Origin of the sequence: Leptotrichia hofstadii (assembly GCF_007990525.1) — a bacterium.
Taxonomy (GTDB): domain Bacteria; phylum Fusobacteriota; class Fusobacteriia; order Fusobacteriales; family Leptotrichiaceae; genus Leptotrichia; species Leptotrichia hofstadii.
In genome coordinates this window covers 881,383-901,278 of record NZ_AP019823.1, presented here as the reverse complement: position 1 = coordinate 901,278, position 19,896 = coordinate 881,383, and the positions used below count along the sequence as shown (strand labels likewise).

At 30.8% G+C, this 19,896-nt stretch carries 23 protein-coding genes; 3 read left to right on the top strand and 20 right to left on the bottom strand.

Features of this window, described 5'->3' with window-relative positions; translation table 11 throughout:
• Positions 1-2: 2 nt before the first annotated feature.
• From FVE77_RS04240 to FVE77_RS04195, 10 genes are all read right to left on the bottom strand, one after another.
• Complete coding sequence (locus tag FVE77_RS04240) at positions 3-674, bottom strand: HAD family hydrolase (RefSeq protein WP_026746661.1); 672 nt, start codon at positions 672-674, stop codon at positions 3-5.
• A 20-nt stretch (positions 675-694) separates the two neighbouring features.
• Positions 695-1,129, bottom strand: a complete 435-nt coding sequence (locus FVE77_RS04235; RefSeq protein WP_006804726.1) for a HutP family protein — start codon at positions 1,127-1,129, stop codon at positions 695-697.
• A gap of 21 nt (positions 1,130-1,150) precedes the next feature.
• On the bottom strand, positions 1,151-1,582 hold the full coding sequence (gene aroQ / locus FVE77_RS04230) for a type II 3-dehydroquinate dehydratase (RefSeq protein ID WP_026746662.1): 432 nt from the start codon (positions 1,580-1,582) through the stop codon (positions 1,151-1,153).
• 21 nt (positions 1,583-1,603) lie between these two features.
• Positions 1,604-2,101, bottom strand: coding sequence for a shikimate kinase (locus FVE77_RS04225; protein ID WP_026746663.1), 498 nt, complete (start codon positions 2,099-2,101; stop codon positions 1,604-1,606).
• A 48-nt stretch (positions 2,102-2,149) separates the two neighbouring features.
• Positions 2,150-2,338: a DUF4250 domain-containing protein gene (locus FVE77_RS04220; RefSeq protein ID WP_026746664.1), complete on the bottom strand. Its 189-nt coding sequence runs from the start codon at positions 2,336-2,338 to the stop codon at positions 2,150-2,152.
• A gap of 15 nt (positions 2,339-2,353) precedes the next feature.
• Positions 2,354-3,175 carry a hypothetical protein gene (locus FVE77_RS04215; protein ID WP_026746665.1) on the bottom strand — a complete coding sequence of 274 codons (822 nt, stop codon included), beginning with the start codon at positions 3,173-3,175 and terminating at the stop codon, positions 2,354-2,356.
• 138 nt (positions 3,176-3,313) lie between these two features.
• Positions 3,314-4,132 (bottom strand): hypothetical protein, encoded by an 819-nt coding sequence (locus tag FVE77_RS04210; protein WP_026746666.1) that lies wholly within the window; start codon positions 4,130-4,132, stop codon positions 3,314-3,316.
• A gap of 35 nt (positions 4,133-4,167) precedes the next feature.
• Complete coding sequence (gene aroE / locus FVE77_RS04205) at positions 4,168-4,983, bottom strand: shikimate dehydrogenase (protein WP_026746667.1); 816 nt, start codon at positions 4,981-4,983, stop codon at positions 4,168-4,170.
• A gap of 21 nt (positions 4,984-5,004) precedes the next feature.
• Positions 5,005-5,721 carry a pseudouridine synthase gene (locus FVE77_RS04200; RefSeq protein WP_026746668.1) on the bottom strand — a complete coding sequence of 239 codons (717 nt, stop codon included), beginning with the start codon at positions 5,719-5,721 and terminating at the stop codon, positions 5,005-5,007.
• 112 nt (positions 5,722-5,833) lie between these two features.
• Positions 5,834-7,009, bottom strand: a complete 1,176-nt coding sequence (locus FVE77_RS04195) for a chorismate mutase (RefSeq protein ID WP_026746669.1) — start codon at positions 7,007-7,009, stop codon at positions 5,834-5,836.
• Positions 7,010-7,394: 385 nt separating this feature from the next.
• Between FVE77_RS04195 and FVE77_RS04190 the strand changes: the two genes are divergently transcribed.
• The 3 genes from FVE77_RS04190 to FVE77_RS04180 all read left to right on the top strand — a co-directional run bounded on the left by FVE77_RS04190 (position 7,395) and on the right by FVE77_RS04180 (position 10,200).
• Positions 7,395-8,441: a phosphomevalonate kinase gene (locus FVE77_RS04190; RefSeq protein ID WP_081690340.1), complete on the top strand. Its 1,047-nt coding sequence runs from the start codon at positions 7,395-7,397 to the stop codon at positions 8,439-8,441.
• A gap of 14 nt (positions 8,442-8,455) precedes the next feature.
• Positions 8,456-9,463, top strand: coding sequence for a type 2 isopentenyl-diphosphate Delta-isomerase (gene fni / locus FVE77_RS04185; protein ID WP_026746671.1), 1,008 nt, complete (start codon positions 8,456-8,458; stop codon positions 9,461-9,463).
• Positions 9,464-9,537: 74 nt separating this feature from the next.
• Positions 9,538-10,200 (top strand): HAD family hydrolase, encoded by a 663-nt coding sequence (locus FVE77_RS04180; protein ID WP_026746672.1) that lies wholly within the window; start codon positions 9,538-9,540, stop codon positions 10,198-10,200.
• Positions 10,201-10,452: 252 nt separating this feature from the next.
• Here the strand turns inward: FVE77_RS04180 and frr are convergent, their stop codons facing one another.
• From frr to FVE77_RS04130, 10 genes are all read right to left on the bottom strand, one after another.
• Entirely contained in the window at positions 10,453-11,010 is a 558-nt protein-coding gene (gene frr / locus FVE77_RS04175; protein ID WP_006804738.1) for a ribosome recycling factor, read from the bottom strand.
• 59 nt (positions 11,011-11,069) lie between these two features.
• The gene (gene pyrH, locus FVE77_RS04170; RefSeq protein WP_026746673.1) at positions 11,070-11,780 is read right to left on the bottom strand and encodes a UMP kinase; all 711 of its coding nucleotides are present in this window, start codon (positions 11,778-11,780) and stop codon (positions 11,070-11,072) included.
• 289 nt (positions 11,781-12,069) lie between these two features.
• Positions 12,070-12,954 (bottom strand): translation elongation factor Ts, encoded by an 885-nt coding sequence (gene tsf / locus FVE77_RS04165; protein WP_026746674.1) that lies wholly within the window; start codon positions 12,952-12,954, stop codon positions 12,070-12,072.
• Between the two features lie 69 nt (positions 12,955-13,023).
• Positions 13,024-13,719, bottom strand: a complete 696-nt coding sequence (locus FVE77_RS04160) for a tetratricopeptide repeat protein (protein WP_036088001.1) — start codon at positions 13,717-13,719, stop codon at positions 13,024-13,026.
• 17 nt (positions 13,720-13,736) lie between these two features.
• A complete protein-coding gene (locus FVE77_RS04155; RefSeq protein ID WP_026746675.1) occupies positions 13,737-14,639 on the bottom strand; it encodes a tetratricopeptide repeat protein in 903 nt (300 codons plus the stop codon).
• Positions 14,640-14,787: 148 nt separating this feature from the next.
• Positions 14,788-15,573, bottom strand: a complete 786-nt coding sequence (gene rpsB, locus FVE77_RS04150) for a 30S ribosomal protein S2 (protein WP_026746676.1) — start codon at positions 15,571-15,573, stop codon at positions 14,788-14,790.
• Between the two features lie 215 nt (positions 15,574-15,788).
• Positions 15,789-16,376 (bottom strand): hypothetical protein, encoded by a 588-nt coding sequence (locus tag FVE77_RS04145; RefSeq protein ID WP_026746677.1) that lies wholly within the window; start codon positions 16,374-16,376, stop codon positions 15,789-15,791.
• A 28-nt stretch (positions 16,377-16,404) separates the two neighbouring features.
• On the bottom strand, positions 16,405-17,880 hold the full coding sequence (guaB, locus tag FVE77_RS04140; protein ID WP_026746678.1) for an IMP dehydrogenase: 1,476 nt from the start codon (positions 17,878-17,880) through the stop codon (positions 16,405-16,407).
• Positions 17,881-18,052: 172 nt separating this feature from the next.
• Entirely contained in the window at positions 18,053-18,811 is a 759-nt protein-coding gene (locus FVE77_RS04135; protein WP_026746679.1) for an SDR family NAD(P)-dependent oxidoreductase, read from the bottom strand.
• 46 nt (positions 18,812-18,857) lie between these two features.
• Positions 18,858-19,883: a tetratricopeptide repeat protein gene (locus FVE77_RS04130; RefSeq protein WP_026746680.1), complete on the bottom strand. Its 1,026-nt coding sequence runs from the start codon at positions 19,881-19,883 to the stop codon at positions 18,858-18,860.
• Positions 19,884-19,896: the final 13 nt, after the last annotated feature.

The following is a 19,896-nucleotide window of genomic DNA, read 5'->3' as shown; positions in this document are numbered from 1 at the left end:
ATTTACTTTCCCTCAAAGTAATCAAGCACTTCCAGCAAATTATCAAATTTTTTATAAACTAATTTTTCAATTTCTTCTGTCGGTTTCAATTTATCTGGAATCATAACTGGAAAAGTTTTCGCCGCGTGAGCTGCCCTTATTCCATTGAATGAATCTTCAAATACAACTGTTTTTTCAGGAGATGTTCCAGCCTTTTCTGCTCCTATAAGAAAAACTTCAGGATCTGGCTTTCCATGAGTTACATCTTCTGCCGTCACAAAATGGGAAAAATATTTTTTTATATCCTTTCCTTTAGTCAAAGTTTCAGCCATATCCAAGTCCGATGAAGTTGCCAAAATCATCTGCTTATTATTTTTTTTCAAAAATTCAAGCAATTCCAATGCGCCAAGTTTTAATGAAACTTCGCCTTTTTCAGCTTTTTCCATTATATGATCCTTAACTGTTCCCATCATTTCATCATACGGAAAATCTTGTCCCAAGGCTTCTTTAAACAATATTCTTGCCTTATCATTTGTAACGCCCGTTGTTTTTTCTACAACATCTTTTGTAATTGTATATCCCATTTTTTCTGCAATTTCACGTCCATATTCCACATAAATAGTTTCAGTATCAAACAGCAAACCATCCATATCAAACAAAAATAATTGTATTTCATCAAAAAATTTCTTTCCCATAATAAGCCTTCTCCTTAATTTTATTTTTCATTTTCAAGTATTGAAACTGAACGATGTGCAACAGAAGTTATCACTTCATTAAATTGCAATATTCCAACACTTAAAAATATAGCCACAGCCAGATGTTCTCCCTCTCTTGCCAGCCCAATTTTCCCTCCGACACTAAGTCCATTTATAATTGCTTCAATTTGGCTCATTGCTTCCCGCATTGCACCGATTACTGCACCATCATGAGCATGCACATCCTGAATCAGATTATTTCGTTTTGCCGCCATTAATGCGCTTTCTATAAATTTGAAACGGGACTGAGGCATTGCACCGCCCACATTTACTGCAGCTGTCTTTATACCAACTTTTTTATAGTCCTGCATCAATTTTTTTTCCTCATCACGCGAAGAAATTGACATTTTCAATGCTATTCTGCATATTTCGACGCTTTTATTATTTTCTTCCATTTTTCTATCCTTTTTAATTTTTTATCTTTTTAAAAGAATTTCCACAGCTTCCACATACCCCTCTTTGCCTTTTCCATAAATCTGGTCAATGCAGGCAGGAGCTGTAACCGAAATTTTTCTAAATTCCTCTCTTTCGTGAATATTGCTCAAATGCACCTCCACAGTCGGAATAGATACAGATTTTATCGCATCAAGAATTGCATAGCTGTAATGCGTATACGCTCCAGGATTTATTACAATTCCGTCAACTTTATTAAAATATGCCGACTGCAAAAAATCTATAATTTTCCCCTCTGAATTTGACTGTAAAATCTCGATTTTTACATCTTCATTTTCAAATTTTTCTTTTATGTATTTACAAACGCTGTTATAATCATCATTTCCATAAATTCCCTTTTCCCTAATTCCGAGAAAATTTAGATTAGGGCCATTTATAATTAATATTTTTTTCATTGTTTTTCCCCATCCGTCTTTTTATAAAATTTTCCCCTTCAATGAAGTAATTATCCTGTCTACAATTACATCTATACTATCGTCGTTTTTTATAATAATATCAGCATATCGTCTATACAGCTTTATTCTTTCATCATACAGTTTCCGAATATTATCAGGATTCTGCAAAAGGGGTCTATTCCTATGGTTTTCCCTTGAAATGTCATCAATTGTTCTGTTAATAAATACAATAATTCCATTTTCTTTCAAAATATCAATGTTTTCCTTATTTTTAACAGCTCCACCGCCTGTCGAAATAATAATTCCCTCTTTTTCCGATAATTCCTTCAAATATTTTGTTTCAAGCTCTCTAAAATACTTTTCCCCTTCATTTGAAAAAATATCTGAAATAACTCTATTTTCCTTTTCTTCCAAATATTTATCTGCATCTATAACAGGGAAATTAATTTTTTTTGACAGCCAGTACCCAATCGTACTTTTTCCACAGGCAGGCATTCCAATCAATACTATATTTTTCATATATTATCTACCTTTTTTCATAGAATTTTTAATTTTTACTTTCCAAAGTTATATTTTCTTAAATTGATTTTCCCCTTCCACATATTCATATCCATCATTTGAAAATCTATCTAAAAGTTCTTTTTTATCAACACCATAATAATTTACAAGATCATCTAAATCTAAAAATTCATCACGTAACTTCATATTTACAAGACTATAAAGCAGCATTGTATCTTTAGTTTCAAAATTTATCATTCTTTGCTCCCTTTTTTACAAAATTATTTTCACTTTCGACTCATCATTTTCATCAATATTTTCAATTATGACATTTTTACTTGCGTCAGCAAATAAAGTATAATACTCATTTCCACGTTTTTCCAGGAAATCTCCAATTCTAACATTTTCAGCTCCAAGATTTCCTGCCACTTCATAAATTTCGTTATAAATCGTTTCTAAAAATCCAATGTCAAAAATAGTAAATAATTCAGGCTCGTTGTCAATTCTTGAAAATGCCTCTTGCGTAACAACAAAATACAATGTTGACTCATATCCCATATTTATTCCAAAAATAGAGTATCCACGGTGTTCAAGCTCGTAATTCACAATTGAATATAAAATATCCACAAGCGATTCATCATATTCAAGCTCTTTGGAACGGATGCTTTCCCAATTTACATTAAGGCTGTCAAGATCTATACCCTTTTTTTCAAGCAATTCCCTAAATCCGTCAGTGTAGCCTTTTCCCATAAATTCATAAAGATAGCAATCTGAATACTTTATCATGTATTGATAATAAAAATCTGAAAAAGTTTCTATTCTTTCATCCTCATTTTTCCCATCCAGAAATTCTTCGCCCAGATATTTTTTTATGGTTTCTTCAGGCTCAAACAGATATTCTCTTCTAGCTCCCACATACTTTATAAATTTATCTCCATCCAGCACTTCCGAAGCAAAATCATCAAGTTCATTATAAATTGTAAGATCAAGATGTCTCATCCTGTTGCTGGCATTCTTTTTATCCTTTGAATCATTATTTTTTCCTTCTTTTGTATTTTCAATCCCTTCATTGCCACCTATATTTTTTTCGCTCATTTTGACTCCTTTCGTCTTTAAAATTTTTATTTATAGCTTATAGTAAAGCTTGTTTAAAATCAAACTCAAAACCTATGACTATCTTGCTCAAATCCTAATTTATATAATTTTTAGCCGTTCAATTTTGAAATTGAATCATTATTTATTTTCTGTCTTTTTACTAATTGATTGAATTATAAATTTGATATTTGAAATATTTTCAAATTTTGCTAGTTTTTTTAATTTTTCTTTGTTTTCGTAAGACAATGATGATGTGTCCACATAGTCATCAAACCATTTATCGTAATTTCCGTAGGATTTTCTAAGTTTTTTCAGGCTTGACTTTGCCGCGGCCGCGGCCTTTTTCTTGTCCTTTCCTTCATTTCCCCTCACATCCAGCAATCTTTCAAGCTTATCATACTCTTCGTTTACAAGCGCTTTCATCTGGGCAGATGACATTTTTTTATAATCTTCCTTCGAGACTTTATCGCCTACGCTGTACAGATAGTCATAGATGGCATTAATATTTGCATCCACAGTTTTAGCATCCTTTTCAGCTTCAAGGTAAGTATTCATATTCAAGTTAAATGTTTCCAGCACAAGATAAGTGTTTGTATATGAATAGGATTGAAATTCTCCTGCTTCTGCAAGAAAGCTTCCAAACGCATTTTTCAAGAATTTTGGATACTCCACCACATAGTCGCTGTAATATGCGTACATTGTCCTGAAATTAGATTTCCTATTTCCAGAAAGCCTTGCAAATTCCCTGTCAAAATATGAACGGTTTTCTCCATACAGGCTAGCCATTGTTTCTGAATAAGCGGCATTGGCAATAGTTCCAGATTTCGCCGATGAATTAAAATGTTTGTCAAAAATTGCCTTCTGCTTTTCATTTCCCGCATCTATAATTTCCTGATTTGTTCTTGCAAAACCAACTGCCGCAAGAATAAATATTCCTATTACTGTCTTTTTTAACATCAAATTTTCCTTTCTTCTCAACTCTTTTTTTATTTTTATTTATATAATTTTTCTGCCAATCTTTTATGAATTTCTTTTAAAATTTCTGATCCATATTCTTCATTATGCCAAATTTCTTCAGACTTTATTGCCTGTGAAATAAGCATTGTAAGTCCATTAGCCACTTTTACGCCTCTTAACTTGTATTTGGCCATAAGAACCGTTTCTTCGGGATTGTAAACAATATCCACAACTGCATTCGCATTAATCAAATTTTTTCCTTCGAGCGGGCAATTGTCAACCGCTGGGTACATTCCGACTGGAGTGCAGTTCACAATCAGCTCGATATTCCTAAGTCCAGCAATCGCCGAATAGTGAATCAGCCTGTCCTGTGTCCTTACATCAAAGGGATCATTTTCTATAATTGTAGCAAGATAAATATTTTCCGCCCCCTTATCAACCAAAGCATTGTAAATAGCTTTTGAAGCTCCACCAGTCCCTAAAACAAGCACTTTTTTACCATTCACATCAATGTCATTTAATTCTAGCGTTTTCAAAAATCCAAAGTAATCAGAGTTATCTCCAATCAGTTTTCCATCCCTTAATGTTATCGTATTCACTGCCCCAATCTTCTTAGCAGTTTCTGATACTTCATCCAAATATTTAATAACTTCCAACTTGTAAGGAATTGTAACATTAATCCCGTTAAATTCGCCATTTCTTATGCTTTCCATCAATTCCCCAATTTCGCCAATCTCCTTTTCAATCATCTTATAGCTTGCTTTTTTCCCAGTCAGCTCAAAAAAAATTTCATGAATTTCTTTTGAATAGCTATGTCCCAATTTTTCACCTAATAATCCATATTTTTCCATATTTTCCTCTTTTCCACATAATTAAACTTTCAAACTATCCAATTCTTCTACTGTTAATTCCCGATATTCCCCCAATTTTAAATTTTCATCTAGCAAAAGATTTCCCATTTTCACCCGTTTCAAATAAAGAACTTCATTATTAACAGCTTTAAACATTTTCTTTACCTGATGAAACTTCCCTTCAGAAATTGTTATATATGCAAAATATTCATTGTTTTCACCATTATTACAAATTATTTCGACTTTTGCCTTTTTTGTTACAAAGTTTTCTTCCAATTTTATTCCATTTTCAAGCGTTTTTATGTCCTCTTCAGTAAGAGGATTGGCAATTTTTACATAATATTTTTTATCTACATGCTTTTTTGGAGAAAGTAAATTATGCGACAAAATTCCATCATTTGTAAGTAACATCAAACCTTCTGTATCAATATCCAGCCGTCCGACTGGAAAAATATCGTAAGTTCTGTACTCATTGTTTAACAAGTCAATAACAGTTTTGTGATGATTGTCTTCCGTTGCGGAAATCACTCCAGCAGGCTTATTCATCATAATGTAGACAAATGGCTTGTAATAAATAATTTTATCTTCATATTTTACAATATCTTTTTCTTCATCAATCTGAATTTTTCCATCTTTTACAAAAGCATCATTAACACTTATTTTCTTATTTTTCAGTATTTCCTTGACTTCTTTCCTTGTTCCAATTCCTGAATTTGCCAAAAATTTATCCAATCTCATTTCGCACTCAGACTCCTTCAAAATTAATCTTATTACCTCAAAATGTAAATAAACACATATTTTGAAACAAATAATACAACTTTTGCGTTTAATCTTAATTTATCGCGTTTTTTTATATTTTCAAATTATATAATTTGTAATTTCCCAAAATTTGTAAGTAATTTGATTTTTCTCTCATTTCCTCAAGTGCCATTTTTACCTTTTCATCAGCCATATTACCTTCAAAATCAATATAAAAATAATATTCCCAAGGTTTATTTACCCTCGGACGTGATTTTAGATTTACCATATTCAGCCCATATTTATAAAATATCTGCAGTAACTCTATCAAGGCCCCTGATTCATTCTTTGCACTCGTTACAATGCTAATTTTATCGCTTCCGTCAATTACAATGCTCTCATTTGAAATCACAAAAAATCTTGTATAATTTTCCTCTTCGTTATTGATATTTTGTTTCAATAGTTCTAAATCGTACATTTCTTTTGTTTTCATATTTGCAATACAGGCATTTTCCTTTTGGTTTTTTGAGGCAATATATTTTCCGCTAATTGCAGTATTTGTCATTCGATTAAGATGCCATTCGTATTTTGACAAAAATTCTGAACATTGCATAAAAGCCTGATCATGAGAATAAACATTCTTTATATCTTCGATTTTGCTTCCTTTTACACCAAGCAAGTTGTGTGAAATCTTATGTCTGACTTCTCCGATTATGTGGATATTTTTTGTATTTATCAAGTCAATGCTGTCCCGCACTTCTCCAACGATAGAATTTTCTATCGGCAATATTGCAAGATCAATTTGATTAGTATGCACGGCTTCTACTAAATCCTTGTGTGAATTAAAATGAAAGATATTTTTATTTTCTTCAATATTGGAAAAATTTGAATTTTTGTTATTTTTGAGCAAGTTCATAAGCACTTCGTAAGCATAAGAACCTGGTACTCCGGTATATCCCAGTTTTTTATTTTCCAATTCCAAATCATTCACATATTTAGTCGAAATCCCAATTTTAAACTTTTGGTACTCTTTGCTGGAATTCATAATATCTTTTAAAATAAGTTCAATATAATGATTTAGCTCTTTATTTTTAACTCTTTCCAGATTCTTTTTAACAACTTCCTTTTCCCTTTCCTCATCAAAAATTTTCTTTCCAGTATTTTTTTTAAATTGTGCCACTTCCTGTACAATATACAGCCTTTCCTCAAGCAATTCTACAAGCTGTCTATCCAGTTTGTCTATTCTTTCTCGAATTTCCCCTAAATCCAAATTTTTATTTATATCCATTCATCATACCTTTTTCTTCTATAAAATAATTTATTTTTATTATAACACAGCTTTTTTAATTTTTCTTTAGAGTATATTTGAAATTAAATTATTTTCTATTTCTAATCTTCCAAATCTAACTTCCGACTTTGCTCCCAAAATGTAATCTATTTTTTAAGATTTTCCATTTAACAAATTTCAAAGTCATATATGCAACTCTTTAAAATTATACTAAAATCAGCAAAAAAAAGCAAGAAATCTTCCGTTAAAAATTTATAAATATGATTTAAAATTTACTGTACATCAAATGGTTTTACTATACTGATTTTTTATGATATAATCTCCTTATAAAAGCTAGGAAATAAACTCAGCTGCTTAAACCTGTAAAAATATGAAAGAGAAAAAAATGTCAATAAATAAAATAATAACTAACCAAACCTGTGGAAAACTCTATCTCGCTGGAGAATATTCAATTCTGACAGCTGGACAAAGTGCAATCATAAAAAACATAAACCTTTTTATGACTTCAAAAATAAATTTTGCTGATAAATATACAATTTTTTCAGATATGTTTGATTATACCGTAACTCTTGAAAAAACGGCTTTCGATAAAAAAGCTTCACAAAATTTTGACAAAAATTATTTACTCATCTGTGAAACAATATCCGTTATGACTGAATATCTAAAGTTAAACAACTTGGAAATCAAACCTTTTAATCTGGAAATTAATGGAAAAATGGAAATAGATAACAAAAAACTAGGAATCGGCTCAAGTGGCAGCGTTGTCGTTTTAACAATAAAATCCATTTTAAGCCTCTACAATCTGCAAGTTTCAAAGGAAATACTTTTCAAGCTGTCTTCCTATGTGCTGCTAAAACGTGGAGATAACGGCTCTATGGGTGATATAGCCTGCATTTCCTATGAAAGCTTAATTTTTTATAAATCCTTTGACAGAAAAAAAATTAGTGAATTAATGAAAAACGAAACTCTGGAAAATATTCTAAAAACTAACTGGAATTACGAAATTTCCGAACTTCAGTTTAACAAAAACAATTTAAATTGTAATTTTTTAGTCGGCTGGACAAAGGAACCTGCTATTTCTAGTGATTTAATAAACATTGTAAAAAGTTCCATTGATGAAAACTTTTTAAAAAATGTAGAAAATATCGTACAAGATTTGAGAATTGCCATAAATAATGGAAATAAGCCAATGATAAAAAAATGTATTAATGAAAATGGGAAATTACTTCAAAACTTAAATGAAAATATTTATAGCAAAAAATTAGTAAAATTAGTAAATTCTGCTCAAAAACTCGATATTTGTGCCAAAAGCAGCGGTGCTGGTGGCGGAGATTGCGGAATTGCCCTTTCCTTTAACAAAAATGATACAAAAACTATTATTGACAGATGGGAAAAATTCGGAATTGAATTGCTGTATGCTGAAAAATTATAAAAAATAGGAGAAATATGAAAAATAGAAAAGATGATCATATCAAGTACGCATTGGAACACGAAAGTGATTATAACAGCTTTGATGATGTTGAACTTATTCACAGTTCCATCCCAAAATATAATCTGGATGAAATTGATTTATCAACTCATTTTGCAAGCCACGATTTTGAATTTCCATTTTTTATTAACGCAATTACAGGCGGAAGTGAAAATGCGAAAAAAATTAATCAAAAATTGGCAAAAGTTGCAAATGAATGCAATTTACTCTTCGTAACAGGCTCATATAGCGCCGCTCTAAAAAATTCTGATGATGATTCATTTAATATTGTAAAAAAGGAAAATCCAGATCTACAGCTTGCCACAAATATTGGAATTGATAAAAATTATACAGCTGGAATTGCCGCTATAAAGGCTCTAAACCCATTATTTTTACAAGTTCACGTAAATCTAATGCAGGAATTAATTATGCCAGAAGGCAGCCGAAACTTTAACGAATGGGAAAACAATTTAAAAGAATTTGTCCAAAATATAGAAATTCCAATTATTTTAAAAGAAGTTGGATTTGGAATGACAGAAAATACCATAAAACAGGGAATTAAGCTGGGAATAAAAACTTTTGACATAAGCGGACGGGGTGGCACAAGTTTTGCCTTTATTGAAAATATGCGACGTGAAAATAGCCTTGATTACCTAAATAACTGGGGACAGACTACTGTTTCCTGCCTTTTAAATTTAAAAGATTATACCGACAAAGTGGAAATTATCGCAAGTGGCGGGGTAAGAAATCCCCTGGATATGATAAAATGCTTAGTTTTGGGAGCAAAGGCTGTCGGCCTTTCCAGAACGATTTTAGAATTAGTTGTAAAATATGATGTTGAAAGCATAATCAAAATTGTGGAAAACTGGAAAACTGAATGCAAAATGATAATGTGCGCCTTAAATGCAAAAAATATTAAAGAATTACAAAATACAAAATATGTTTTGTACGGAAAAACATTGGAATTTTCTATGCAAAAATTTTAATAAATCTGCTGAAACTTAACTGTATATCAAACATTGATTTTAAATGAATATAATCAGAGAAAGAGAGTTAATTAATGAAAAAAAAAATTATAGTTTATGATTTTGACAAGACAATCTACGATGGAGAAACTGGTGTTAATTTTTCCACATTTTATTTAAAAAAATATCCACTAAAATCTATTTTATTTTTGATAAAATATTCAAAGGATTTACTTTTTTATCTAATAAAGATAATAAATTTGACTACATTAAAAGAAAGATATTTTGAATTTTTAGAAAGTCATTCAACAGAAGAAATTGAAAAATTAGTTGCAGATTTCTGGGAAACAAAAAAACATAAAATTTATCCGTGGATAAAAGATGAGCTGGAAAAAAACAAAAAAGAATGCGAAATGGTTATTGTGTCTTCAGCAAGCCCATTATTCCTAATAGAAAAATTTTTATTGTCACTTGGCTACGACAAAGTCTTTGGCACAAATTTTGTAAACGACAACAAGGAAACTTTCATTGCCAAAATTGATGGAGAAAATAATAAAGGCGATGAAAAAGTAAAAAAATTGAATGAATGGGCAAAACAAAATGATTTTGAGTACGAAATCATAAAATTTTACTCTGACAGTCTAGCAGACAAGCCTCTTTATGATATTTCCAAAAAAACATACTGGATTAGGAATGGAGCTAAACTTGATGGAATACCACCTCGAAAAACATTATTTGATAAATTATTTTGGAAATAATATTTTTCTACTAAACACCATTAAAAAAATAGCAATAAAATTCTAGAATAATTGATTTGATCCTTATAAAAAAAATCTTTAATTCCATGAATTTTCTGATTTCTGCTATTTAAATGGGAAATAGTATTAAATGAAGATAAATATCAAGTATTAATTAAAGCATAAAAAATGTAAAAAGGGAACTGTTCTAATTCTAACAAAATTAGACATAATTCCCTATTTTTATTGCCTTCATAAATTCTTTTCTAAAAATTAAACTGTCAACAATTCTTTTTCTTTTTTACTCAAGGCATCGTCAACTTGTGCGATAAATTTATCAGTTGATTTTTGTACTTTTTCTTCACTTGATTTCAATTCATCTTCTGTGATTTCACTGTCTTTTTCAAGCTTTCTTAATTTATTATTTACTTCTTTTCTCACGTTTCTAATTGCGACTTTTCCTTCTTCAGCTTCTTTCTTTACCATTTTTACATATTCTTTTCTACGGTCTTCTGTAAGTTCTGGTACTACAAGTCTAATGATTTTCCCATCATTTGACGGATTAAATCCTAAGTTTGCCTGTAAAATCGTTTTTTCAATTGCTGGAATTAATGATTTGTCCCAAGGATCAATTACCAATAATCTAGCTTCTGGAGCTGAAACTGTTCCAACTTGATTAAGTGGGGTAGCAGAACCATAAGCCTCCACAGTTACTCCATCAAGCATTGAAACGCTCGCACGTCCAGCTCTTACATGAGAAAATTTTGTTTTTGTATTTTCTACAGATTTTTGCATTTTTTCTTCAGCTTCTTTTAAAATTGCGTCTAACATTTTTACCACCTTTTTATTTTTTATTAAAATATTTTATATCAAATTATATTTTCCGTCAATTATTTTTTTACAGTTGTTCCTATATTATCGCCTTGAGCCATTTTTAATATATTTCCTTCTTCCAAAGCGTTAAACACCACTATCGGCATATGATTTTCCCTACATAGTGAAAGTGCCGCTGTATCCATTACTCCAAGATTTTTTGAAATAGCTTCATCAAAAGTTACTGTATCGTATCTTACAGCATCATCAAATTTCATCGGATCTTTATCATAAATTCCATCAACCTTTGTACCTTTCGCAAGTACATCTGCCTGAATTTCCACAGCTCTTAGCGCTCCTGAAGAATCTGTAGTAAAATAAGGATTGCTTGTTCCACCTGCAAAAATAACAACTCTTCCTTTCTCCAGATGTCTTATTGCTTTACGTCTGATATAAAGTTCAGCTACCTGCGGCATTTGAAGTGCTGTCATAACTCTCGTTGGTACTCCTATGCTTTCAATTGCATTTTGCAATGCAAGTCCATTCATAATTGTTGCAAGCATTCCCATCGTATCTCCAGTCACTCTGTCAAAGCCTTTTTCCATCCCGCTTATCCCACGGAAAATATTTCCACCGCCGATAACAATAGCAATTTGTACACCTTTTTCATGTACATCCTTTATCTGTTTTGCAAAACTTTCAAGCACTTCATTTGAAAAACCAAATTCCTTGTTCCCTGCAAGCGCCTCTCCACTCAGTTTTAATAATATTCTTTTATATTTAAGCATTATAGGAACCTCCATAAATTTTATAAGTTACACTAAACACCGTTTAAAAATCAGAATAAATTTTTATAATAGAATTGTTCAATAGCTAATTCATAATTCATTCAACTTTTTTCTTTTTTATTTTCGTAGGATTGCTCATTGCCGCAAATCCTTATCTTGCAGTAAAGGTTTATATCCTCATTAAAAAGTTTGTAATAAATTCGTTATTTAAACAGGGTTTCGTATTAAATAAAAGTAATTATTTAAAAATTTGCGAAAAAATAAGGGGATTATTCCCCTTATAGTAAAACTAATTTCCAGAAATTTGTGCAGCTACTTCAGCAGCAAAATCTACTTCTTCTCTTTCGATTCCTTCTCCAACTTTAAATCTGTCAAATGAATTTATTGTACTTGGGGCAATAAATTGTTCGATAGTAACGCTGTCATCTCTAACATATTTTTGTTGCACTAAACAGTTTTCTTCGTAGAATTTTCTCATTTTTCCTTCTAATATTTTTTCAATAATATTAGCTGGTTTTCCTTCTGATTCTAATTGATGTCTTGCGATTTCTTTTTCTCTTTCTAAATCATCAGCTGTAACTTGTGATTTATCCAAATATTTTGGATCCATTGCCGCGATATGCATTGCAACACCTTTTGCTTTTTCAATGTTTTCAGAAGTAGCTTCTCCATTAACATTTAATAATACACCGATTTTTCCGCCTAAGTGAATATAAGTTTCGATGAATCCGTCAGTTGAAACGACTTTTAATCTTCTAATATTCATGTTTTCACCAATTTTAGCGATTAATTCTGTCAAATGAGTTTCAACAGTTTTTCCTTCAAGTTCAAATGCTTTTAATTCGTCTTCGCTTGTCAAGTCATGGCTTAAAGTTAATCCTACCAATTTTTCTCCAAAAGATTTGAATTCATCATTTTTAGCAACGAAGTCAGTTTCAGAGTTGAATTCTAAGATAGCACCTTTTTTTCTATCTTCAGAAATCGCTGCAAATACCAATCCTTCTGCTGCAACTCTTCCAGATTTTTTAGCTGCCTTAGCAATCCCTTTTTCTCTTAACCAGTCAATTGCTTTTTCAATATCTCCGTCATTTTCTTGTAAAGCTTTTTTACAGTCAAGCATTCCTGCTCCTGTTCTTTCTCTTAATTCTTTAATAAGCGCTGTTGTAATTGCCACTTTATTTTCCTCCTATATTTTTAATTTTTTTATTTATTTTACTTAATGATTAATTTAGCATTCAAAAAATTATTTTGAAATGTTTTTTAGCATATTTAAAATTTCTGGATTTTCGTTATCAAATTCTAAAAAGTCCTTCGCATATTTTTCTGCCATCTTATAATTTTTAGCACCATAATATTGGACTGCTAATCGGTATATTGAATAGGCATTACCAACTAATGCCATCTGTTTATGCTCTCTAAGTTGTTTAAGTTTGTCATGTGTAAAACCAGCATCTGATAGTTGGTTTTCATATTTGTCTAGTATGCTCTTTTTTTCATTTTTCTCTTTAGCAGTTAAATTTAATGATTTTAAAGAATCTTCATCACTGTATAATAAAGCCAGTGAGTACGCTCCTGTGTCGTTATCTCCTAATTCAATTGCTTTTAAATAGTACTTTTCTGCCTCTTTTGGATTATCTAATATCGCATAATCAGTTCCTATTTCCTCATAAGCATAAGCATCATTTGGATATTTTTCAACATATTTTTTCAGTAATGCAATTAAATTTTTCTTGTCATTTTTTTCAGATAAAGCAATATATTTATTCTTAAATTCTGTTTTTTCTTTTGAATACATATTCATAAGGTTTCCGTCTACTACAGAATACTGATTATTTACATTTTTAGTATAATTTTGGGTCCTTGCTGCTTTTTTTGTATTTTTCGCACCTAAAACACTTAAACTTGCTACCAAAAATAATCCAATTAAAACTTTTTTCATAATTTTCACCATTCCCTTTATTTTTTATTTAATTCTTTTAATTTTGAATTTATTCGATTCAGCAATTCTTTCGCTGCTTCAATATCATCTGACTGTTTTCTTTCAGGTTTTTCCAGCGTCTTTTTAGCCCATTTTTCTGCTTCCTTAAGATTTCCAGCGTGATAATATCCAAGTGCTAAAAGATATTGTGCCTGCATCATCCCTTTTTGAGCAAGTGGCAAAAATAATTTTTCTGATTCTGCATATTTTTTTTGAGCAATGTATGCGTTGCTTAAAAACGTTAAATTATCTAAATTTTCCTTATCAAATTCTAAAAATTCCGTAGCATATTTTTCTGATATTTTATAATTTTCATAATTATCATAATAAGCCGCTAATCCAAATATCGCCTTAGCACTTCCTAGTAATGCCCCAGTTTTAGAACCTCTAAGAATTTCAAGGCTGTCGTATGACTTGAATCCTTCTTTTTTCAGTTCTTCATAATATTTCTCACCAAGTTTTGTTTTTTCTTTATCATTGTTTAACTCTTTCTTGCTATACAGAACAACTAAAGAAAATTTCGCCGTATCATTGTCTCCCAGCTCCATAGCTTTTAAATAATTTTTTTCTGCTTCCTTAAAATTATTCGTTGCCATATACATTGTACCCAGAGCTTCATAGGCATAAGCATCATTTGGATATTTCTCAATATATTTTTTTAGTAGCACAATAAAATTTTTATAATCATTCTTATCTTGGTAAATATCCCACTTATCCTTAAATTCCTTTTTTTGTTTTGAAAATAGGTTTTCATACTTAGGATCTAATTCATAATGATACCACACATAATCTATATCGCGTTGCATTGGGAGTTTTCCTTTATTCACACCCAAAACACTTAAACTTGCTATTAAAAATAAACCAATTAAAACTTTTTTCACACTTTCTCATCCTTTCCTTTTTATTTCTTGACCAATAGAAGAAATGTGAGTTTATTCTTTTAATTTTTTAATTACTATTTTTACGAGAACAGGGGAATGGCTTTATTCCCCTATTATTTTTATTTAATTTTTTTGGATCATGTTTTAACTATGCTTCTGTAGTTTCTTCAACAACTTCTTCTACTACTTCCTCAACGATTTCTTCGTTTGCAGGAACTTCTACTTCTGCTCCTTCAACAACGTTTTCAATTCCACCGTTTCCTTCGATTGCTGCATTTGCAATAACTTGTGCAAATAATTTTACTGATCTTATAGCATCATCATTTGCTGGGATTTTGTAAGTTACTAAATCAGGATCTACGTTTGTATCGATTAATGCGATTACAGGGATTCCCAATTTTTTAGCTTCTTCTAATGCCAAAAATTCTTTTTTGATGTCAACTACAAACAATGCGGCTGGCAATGTGTTCATTTCTTTGATTCCACCAATATTTTTAGAAAGTTTTGCCATTTCTTTTCTTAATAATCCTGCTTCTTTTTTAGTGTATGCTTCGTCTAAAGTTCCATCTGCATCCATTTCTTCAAGTTCTTTTAATCTTTTTACTCTTTTTTTGATTGTTTCCAGGTTAGTTAAAAGTCCACCTAGCCATCTGTGGTTTACATAGAATCCTCCAGCTCTTTCCGCTTCTTCCTTAATAGCTTCCTGAGCTTGTTTTTTAGTTCCTACGAATAATACTTTTCCACCTTCTTCAGAGATTTGTCTTACAAATTCGTAAGCCGCTTCAGTTGCTCCTAAAGTTTGGTGTAAATCCAAAATGTGGATTCCATTTCTTTCTGTAAAAATATAAGGTTTCATTTTAGGGTTCCATCTTTTTGCCTGATGTCCAAAATGTGCTCCTACTTCTAATAATTGTTTCATTGTAATTACTGCCATTACGTTTTTCCTCCTAATTTTTTTGGTTTTTCTCCCACTTTTCTTTAAAAGACAGATTGTAATTTCCATTTTTTATTTTAATCAATTTTTTTAATGTTTACAAATTAAAAATTTTTAAAAAATAAACTATAAAATTGCAACACCCTATCTCTAAATAGTACAAAGTGTGATTAATCGTTGTATTTTAACATTTTTTTATAACTTTTGTCAATACTTTAAAAATTTTCTATCAATTTTACCTGGTCATCCAGTAAAACTGTACGCATTTTCTCGTTTCTTTCCTGTTTTAATTCCTTATATTTTTCAATAAAATTCTCTTCTGTCAACCTTTGATTCTTTAATTTACCGACTTCTCGTTTAAAATCCCGCTCATATTTCAAAATACGTGCTTTTTGCTCATTTGATAAATCCATACTGTCAATAAAGTTTTTAACTTTATCATTTTTTTCGTTAAACAAATTCTTTTGGGAATTTATGTAGGAATTATAGGCTTCCAGCTGTTCATTTGACAAAACTCTTGCAATTGCTCTGTATCTGTCTTCTTCTATTTTACCAATTTTAGCTTTTTTTCCATCAAACTGGACTAAATCCTTTTCTACTCCCTCAGCCTTTTTCTGATATTCATCAAATATTTTTGACAATTTTTTTTGCTGATTTTTAGTTGCATTTACGATTTTAAACAAATCATTTTTAGAAATTTTCACTGTATAAATTTTTTGATAGTAATCTTCATAGGAATAAGACAAAACACTTATTCCAAATACCAATACTGATAAAAGTGCTATTTTTTTTACTTTATTCATTCTCATCCTTTCACAAATTCCTTTAGTTTTAATTATTTGAATTATTATAATTAGGTGCTTCCTTCGTAATTATAACATCATGCGGGTGGCTTTCCTTCAGTCCTGCTCCTGTTATTTTTACAAATTTTCCATTTTCTTTTAAATCTTCAATTGTAGCTGTTCCACAGTATCCCATTCCAGAACGGAGTCCACCACAAATTTGATAAACTGTATCTTTTAATGCACCTTTATATGGAACCATTGATTCGATTCCTTCTGGAACTAATTTTTCTGTTGCCGCTTCAAGCTGAAAGTATCTGTCACTGCTTCCTCTCTTCATTGCCGCAAGTGATCCCATTCCTGCATAAGTCTTAAATTTTCTTCCATTATATAAAATTTCTTCTCCTGGCGCTTCATCAGTTCCTGCCAGCATTCCTCCAAGCATAACACAGTCTGCTCCAGCCGCAATGGCTTTTACAACATCTCCAGATAATTTTATTCCACCATCGGCAATAAGTCCGATTCCTTTGTCTTTACAAACTTCCGCAATATTCATTACAGCCGAAATTTGTGGAACTCCAACTCCTGACACAACTCTAGTTGTACAGATTGACCCTGGTCCAACTCCTACTTTCACAGCATTTACTCCTGCTTCTATCAAATCAAGCGCTGCTTCTGGAGTTACAATATTTCCTCCGATAATGTCTAAATCAGGAAAAGCCGCTCTAATTTCCTTTATTTTGTTAATAACTCCTATTGAATGTCCATGTGCTGAATCAACAGCAATAATATCAACCCCAGCTTCTACTAAAGCTGCGACTCTTCTCACTGTATCAGTTCCAACTCCAACTCCTGCCCCAACTCTAAGTCTACCTTGCTTATCTTTTGCAGCATTAGGATAGTTTATAACATTGTCAATATCTTTAATTGTAATTAATCCTTTTAATTTTGTACCTTCAACGATTGGCAATTTTTCAATTCTATTTTCCAGAAGAATTGATTTGGCACCTTCAAGAGTCGTTCCAACAGGTGCAGTTACCAAGTTATCTTTAGTCATAATATCTACAACTTTTAATGATAAATCTTCTCTATATTTCAAGTCACGGTTAGTAATAATTCCCTTTAAATTTCCTTCAGCATCAACCACAGGAAGTCCCGAAACTTTATAATTTTTCATCAAGTCATTTGCATCTTTTAAAATAGCATCTTCCTTCAATGTAATTGGATTTGTAATCATACCGCTTTCATATCTTTTTACCTTCGACACTTCTTCAGCCTGTCTTTCAATCGTCATATTCTTATGAATGAAGCCTATTCCACCTTCTCTTGCAAGTGCAATTGCAAGTTTTGATTCTGTAACAGTATCCATTGCGGCACTTAATATTGGAATATTTAACACCAATTTTTTAGTTAAATTAGTTTTTAAAGAAACTTCATGCGGTACTACGCTTGACGCTTGTGGAATTAACAGTACATCATCAAACGTTAATCCTTCAGAAATTACAATTTTATCTTTTTGACTCATTTTAAATATCCTCCTCGTTTTATTTTTAAAATTTTAATTATTTATCCTGCAAGTTTAGTAAACCAAGTGAAATTTTACAAAAACTCTTTTTTAAATTATACCATTTTAGCACAAAATAAGTCATAATTTCAATACTTTTTTCAAAAGATTTTCTATTTTATTAATTTAGATACTAAATAAAAGTCAGAGTTTCTAAAAGAACTTGTCCGCCATCTACTACTATTGTTTGCCCTGTAATAAATCCAGCTTCCCGGCTTGCTAGAAAAACTGCTGTATATCCTATATCTTCAGGTTTTCCCAATGTGTATACTGGTATTATTTCTTTTATTTGATTCATATAGCTTTTAGAATTTTCCATGCTTAAAAGTCCATCGCTTATAACATTTCCTGGTTGAATCGCATTTACTGTAATTCCATATTTTGCATATTCTATAGCTGCACTTCGCATAAATCCAAGTTGAGCGGATTTGCTAGCTCCATAATGTGCCCATCCCGATAGTCCTGTAATAGGCCCTGTAATCGAAGAAGTCAGTATTACTCGCCCATAGCTTTGTTTTTTCATATATTTTAGTACTGCCTGTGACACAAAAAAAGTTCCCTTTACATTTATATCTTGAACTTTATCCCAATCTTTTTCTGTCATATTTTCAATGCTTACTTGTGGAAAAATTCCCGCATTTGAACATAGGATGCTTAATTTACCATATTTTTCGTAAATACTCTGAACAACATACTCAACTTGTTCTTTATCTGTAACATCAAGATAATAAAATTCCCCATCCAGCTCATTTGCTGTTTCCTTGCCTTTTTCTTTATCAATATCTCCTATAATGATTTTTGCCCTAGCTTGCTTCAATGCTTTTGCAATCCCTTTTCCTATACCTTTTGATCCACCCGTGACAAGAGCAACTTCCCCAGCCAAATCAAACATTCAAATCACACCTTTCATTTTATATTTTCAATTAAAATTTTTGAATTTAATCAATTTTCAAAGGATTAGAGTTTATTGTTTTATCTCCACTCTTCCTTTCTTGCAAATCTTTATTTGCCTTTACTAGTTGCTCTGCAAATTGTAAACTGTTTAAAACAGCACTGTATTCCTTATATTTTATTTTATTTGTTTTTTTTATCTCTTGTGCAATATCAACAAGCGTATCATACATAGTGTATCTCAATTCATTATCCTTCTGTGCCATAAATATATAAGCCTCTTTAGAATTTTCAAATGCCTCGTCATATTTTTCCATCCCAATATAATTTAAAAATAAAAGATAATAAGCATCTGCTTCATATTTATTTTTTAATGATTCTGTTATATAAGAGTAATCAAGCTTATTCATTTTTTTATACTTTTCTATTGCTAATTTTACATATTTTATCGAATCTAAATAATTTTTATTCCGAAAATGTATTGCAGCTAGCGAAAAATATCCTTCTGGAAAATCAGGAAATAATTTTATCATTTTTTTAACAAGAGCCAACTGTTCTTTCTCCATATTCACTTGTCCGTATCTTACTGCAAGATTATTATATGCCATCGGATTTTTGGGATTAGCCTCTATCGCTTTCTCAAAGTACTCCATTGAACGTTTAATATTATTTTCTTGCTGATAAACTAATATTCCCAAATAATAATATGGTAAATAATTTTTCTTGTCCTCCTCTATTGCCTGTAAAAACAATTTTTTCGCTTCTTCATAGTCATCCTGTATCTCAATAGCCTTAAATGTAGTTTCAATAGACTTTTTATTAATACCAAGTTCATTTAACTCTTTTCTAGTCAAATCTTCTACTTCCTTCTGTTCCTTTTTTTCCAGGTCTATCTCTTTAAATTTTTTCTTATCACTTTCGCTAAGTTTCTCAATTGTTTCTTTTATAGTCATTTCACCAATATTTTTAGTTTTATTTTCAGTTACCGAAGTATTATTTTTCGATGTATTTGCCTTTGTCGAAAATCCATAAAAACTGCATAAAATAAAACTAACCAATAAAAATTTTTTCATCTTTTTTATTCCT

Bases quoted from the DNA above. Each gene is read 5' to 3' on its own strand.
- FVE77_RS04240 (WP_026746661.1), bottom strand. From the start codon at position 674: ATGGGAAAGAAATTTTTTGATGAAATACAATTATTTTTGTTTGATATG.
- FVE77_RS04235 (WP_006804726.1), bottom strand. From the start codon at position 1,129: ATGGAAGAAAATAATAAAAGCGTCGAAATATGCAGAATAGCATTGAAA.
- aroQ (WP_026746662.1), bottom strand. From the start codon at position 1,582: ATGAAAAAAATATTAATTATAAATGGCCCTAATCTAAATTTTCTCGGA.
- FVE77_RS04225 (WP_026746663.1), bottom strand. From the start codon at position 2,101: ATGAAAAATATAGTATTGATTGGAATGCCTGCCTGTGGAAAAAGTACG.
- FVE77_RS04220 (WP_026746664.1), bottom strand. From the start codon at position 2,338: ATGATAAATTTTGAAACTAAAGATACAATGCTGCTTTATAGTCTTGTA.
- FVE77_RS04215 (WP_026746665.1), bottom strand. From the start codon at position 3,175: ATGAGCGAAAAAAATATAGGTGGCAATGAAGGGATTGAAAATACAAAA.
- FVE77_RS04210 (WP_026746666.1), bottom strand. From the start codon at position 4,132: ATGTTAAAAAAGACAGTAATAGGAATATTTATTCTTGCGGCAGTTGGT.
- aroE (WP_026746667.1), bottom strand. From the start codon at position 4,983: ATGGAAAAATATGGATTATTAGGTGAAAAATTGGGACATAGCTATTCA.
- FVE77_RS04200 (WP_026746668.1), bottom strand. From the start codon at position 5,721: ATGAGATTGGATAAATTTTTGGCAAATTCAGGAATTGGAACAAGGAAA.
- FVE77_RS04195 (WP_026746669.1), bottom strand. From the start codon at position 7,009: ATGGATATAAATAAAAATTTGGATTTAGGGGAAATTCGAGAAAGAATA.
- FVE77_RS04190 (WP_081690340.1), top strand. From the start codon at position 7,395: ATGTCAATAAATAAAATAATAACTAACCAAACCTGTGGAAAACTCTAT.
- fni (WP_026746671.1), top strand. From the start codon at position 8,456: ATGAAAAATAGAAAAGATGATCATATCAAGTACGCATTGGAACACGAA.
- FVE77_RS04180 (WP_026746672.1), top strand. From the start codon at position 9,538: ATGAAAAAAAAAATTATAGTTTATGATTTTGACAAGACAATCTACGAT.
- frr (WP_006804738.1), bottom strand. From the start codon at position 11,010: ATGTTAGACGCAATTTTAAAAGAAGCTGAAGAAAAAATGCAAAAATCT.
- pyrH (WP_026746673.1), bottom strand. From the start codon at position 11,780: ATGCTTAAATATAAAAGAATATTATTAAAACTGAGTGGAGAGGCGCTT.
- FVE77_RS04160 (WP_036088001.1), bottom strand. From the start codon at position 13,719: ATGAAAAAAGTTTTAATTGGATTATTTTTGGTAGCAAGTTTAAGTGTT.
- rpsB (WP_026746676.1), bottom strand. From the start codon at position 15,573: ATGGCAGTAATTACAATGAAACAATTATTAGAAGTAGGAGCACATTTT.
- FVE77_RS04145 (WP_026746677.1), bottom strand. From the start codon at position 16,376: ATGAATAAAGTAAAAAAAATAGCACTTTTATCAGTATTGGTATTTGGA.
- guaB (WP_026746678.1), bottom strand. From the start codon at position 17,880: ATGAGTCAAAAAGATAAAATTGTAATTTCTGAAGGATTAACGTTTGAT.
- FVE77_RS04135 (WP_026746679.1), bottom strand. From the start codon at position 18,811: ATGTTTGATTTGGCTGGGGAAGTTGCTCTTGTCACGGGTGGATCAAAA.
- FVE77_RS04130 (WP_026746680.1), bottom strand. From the start codon at position 19,883: ATGAAAAAATTTTTATTGGTTAGTTTTATTTTATGCAGTTTTTATGGA.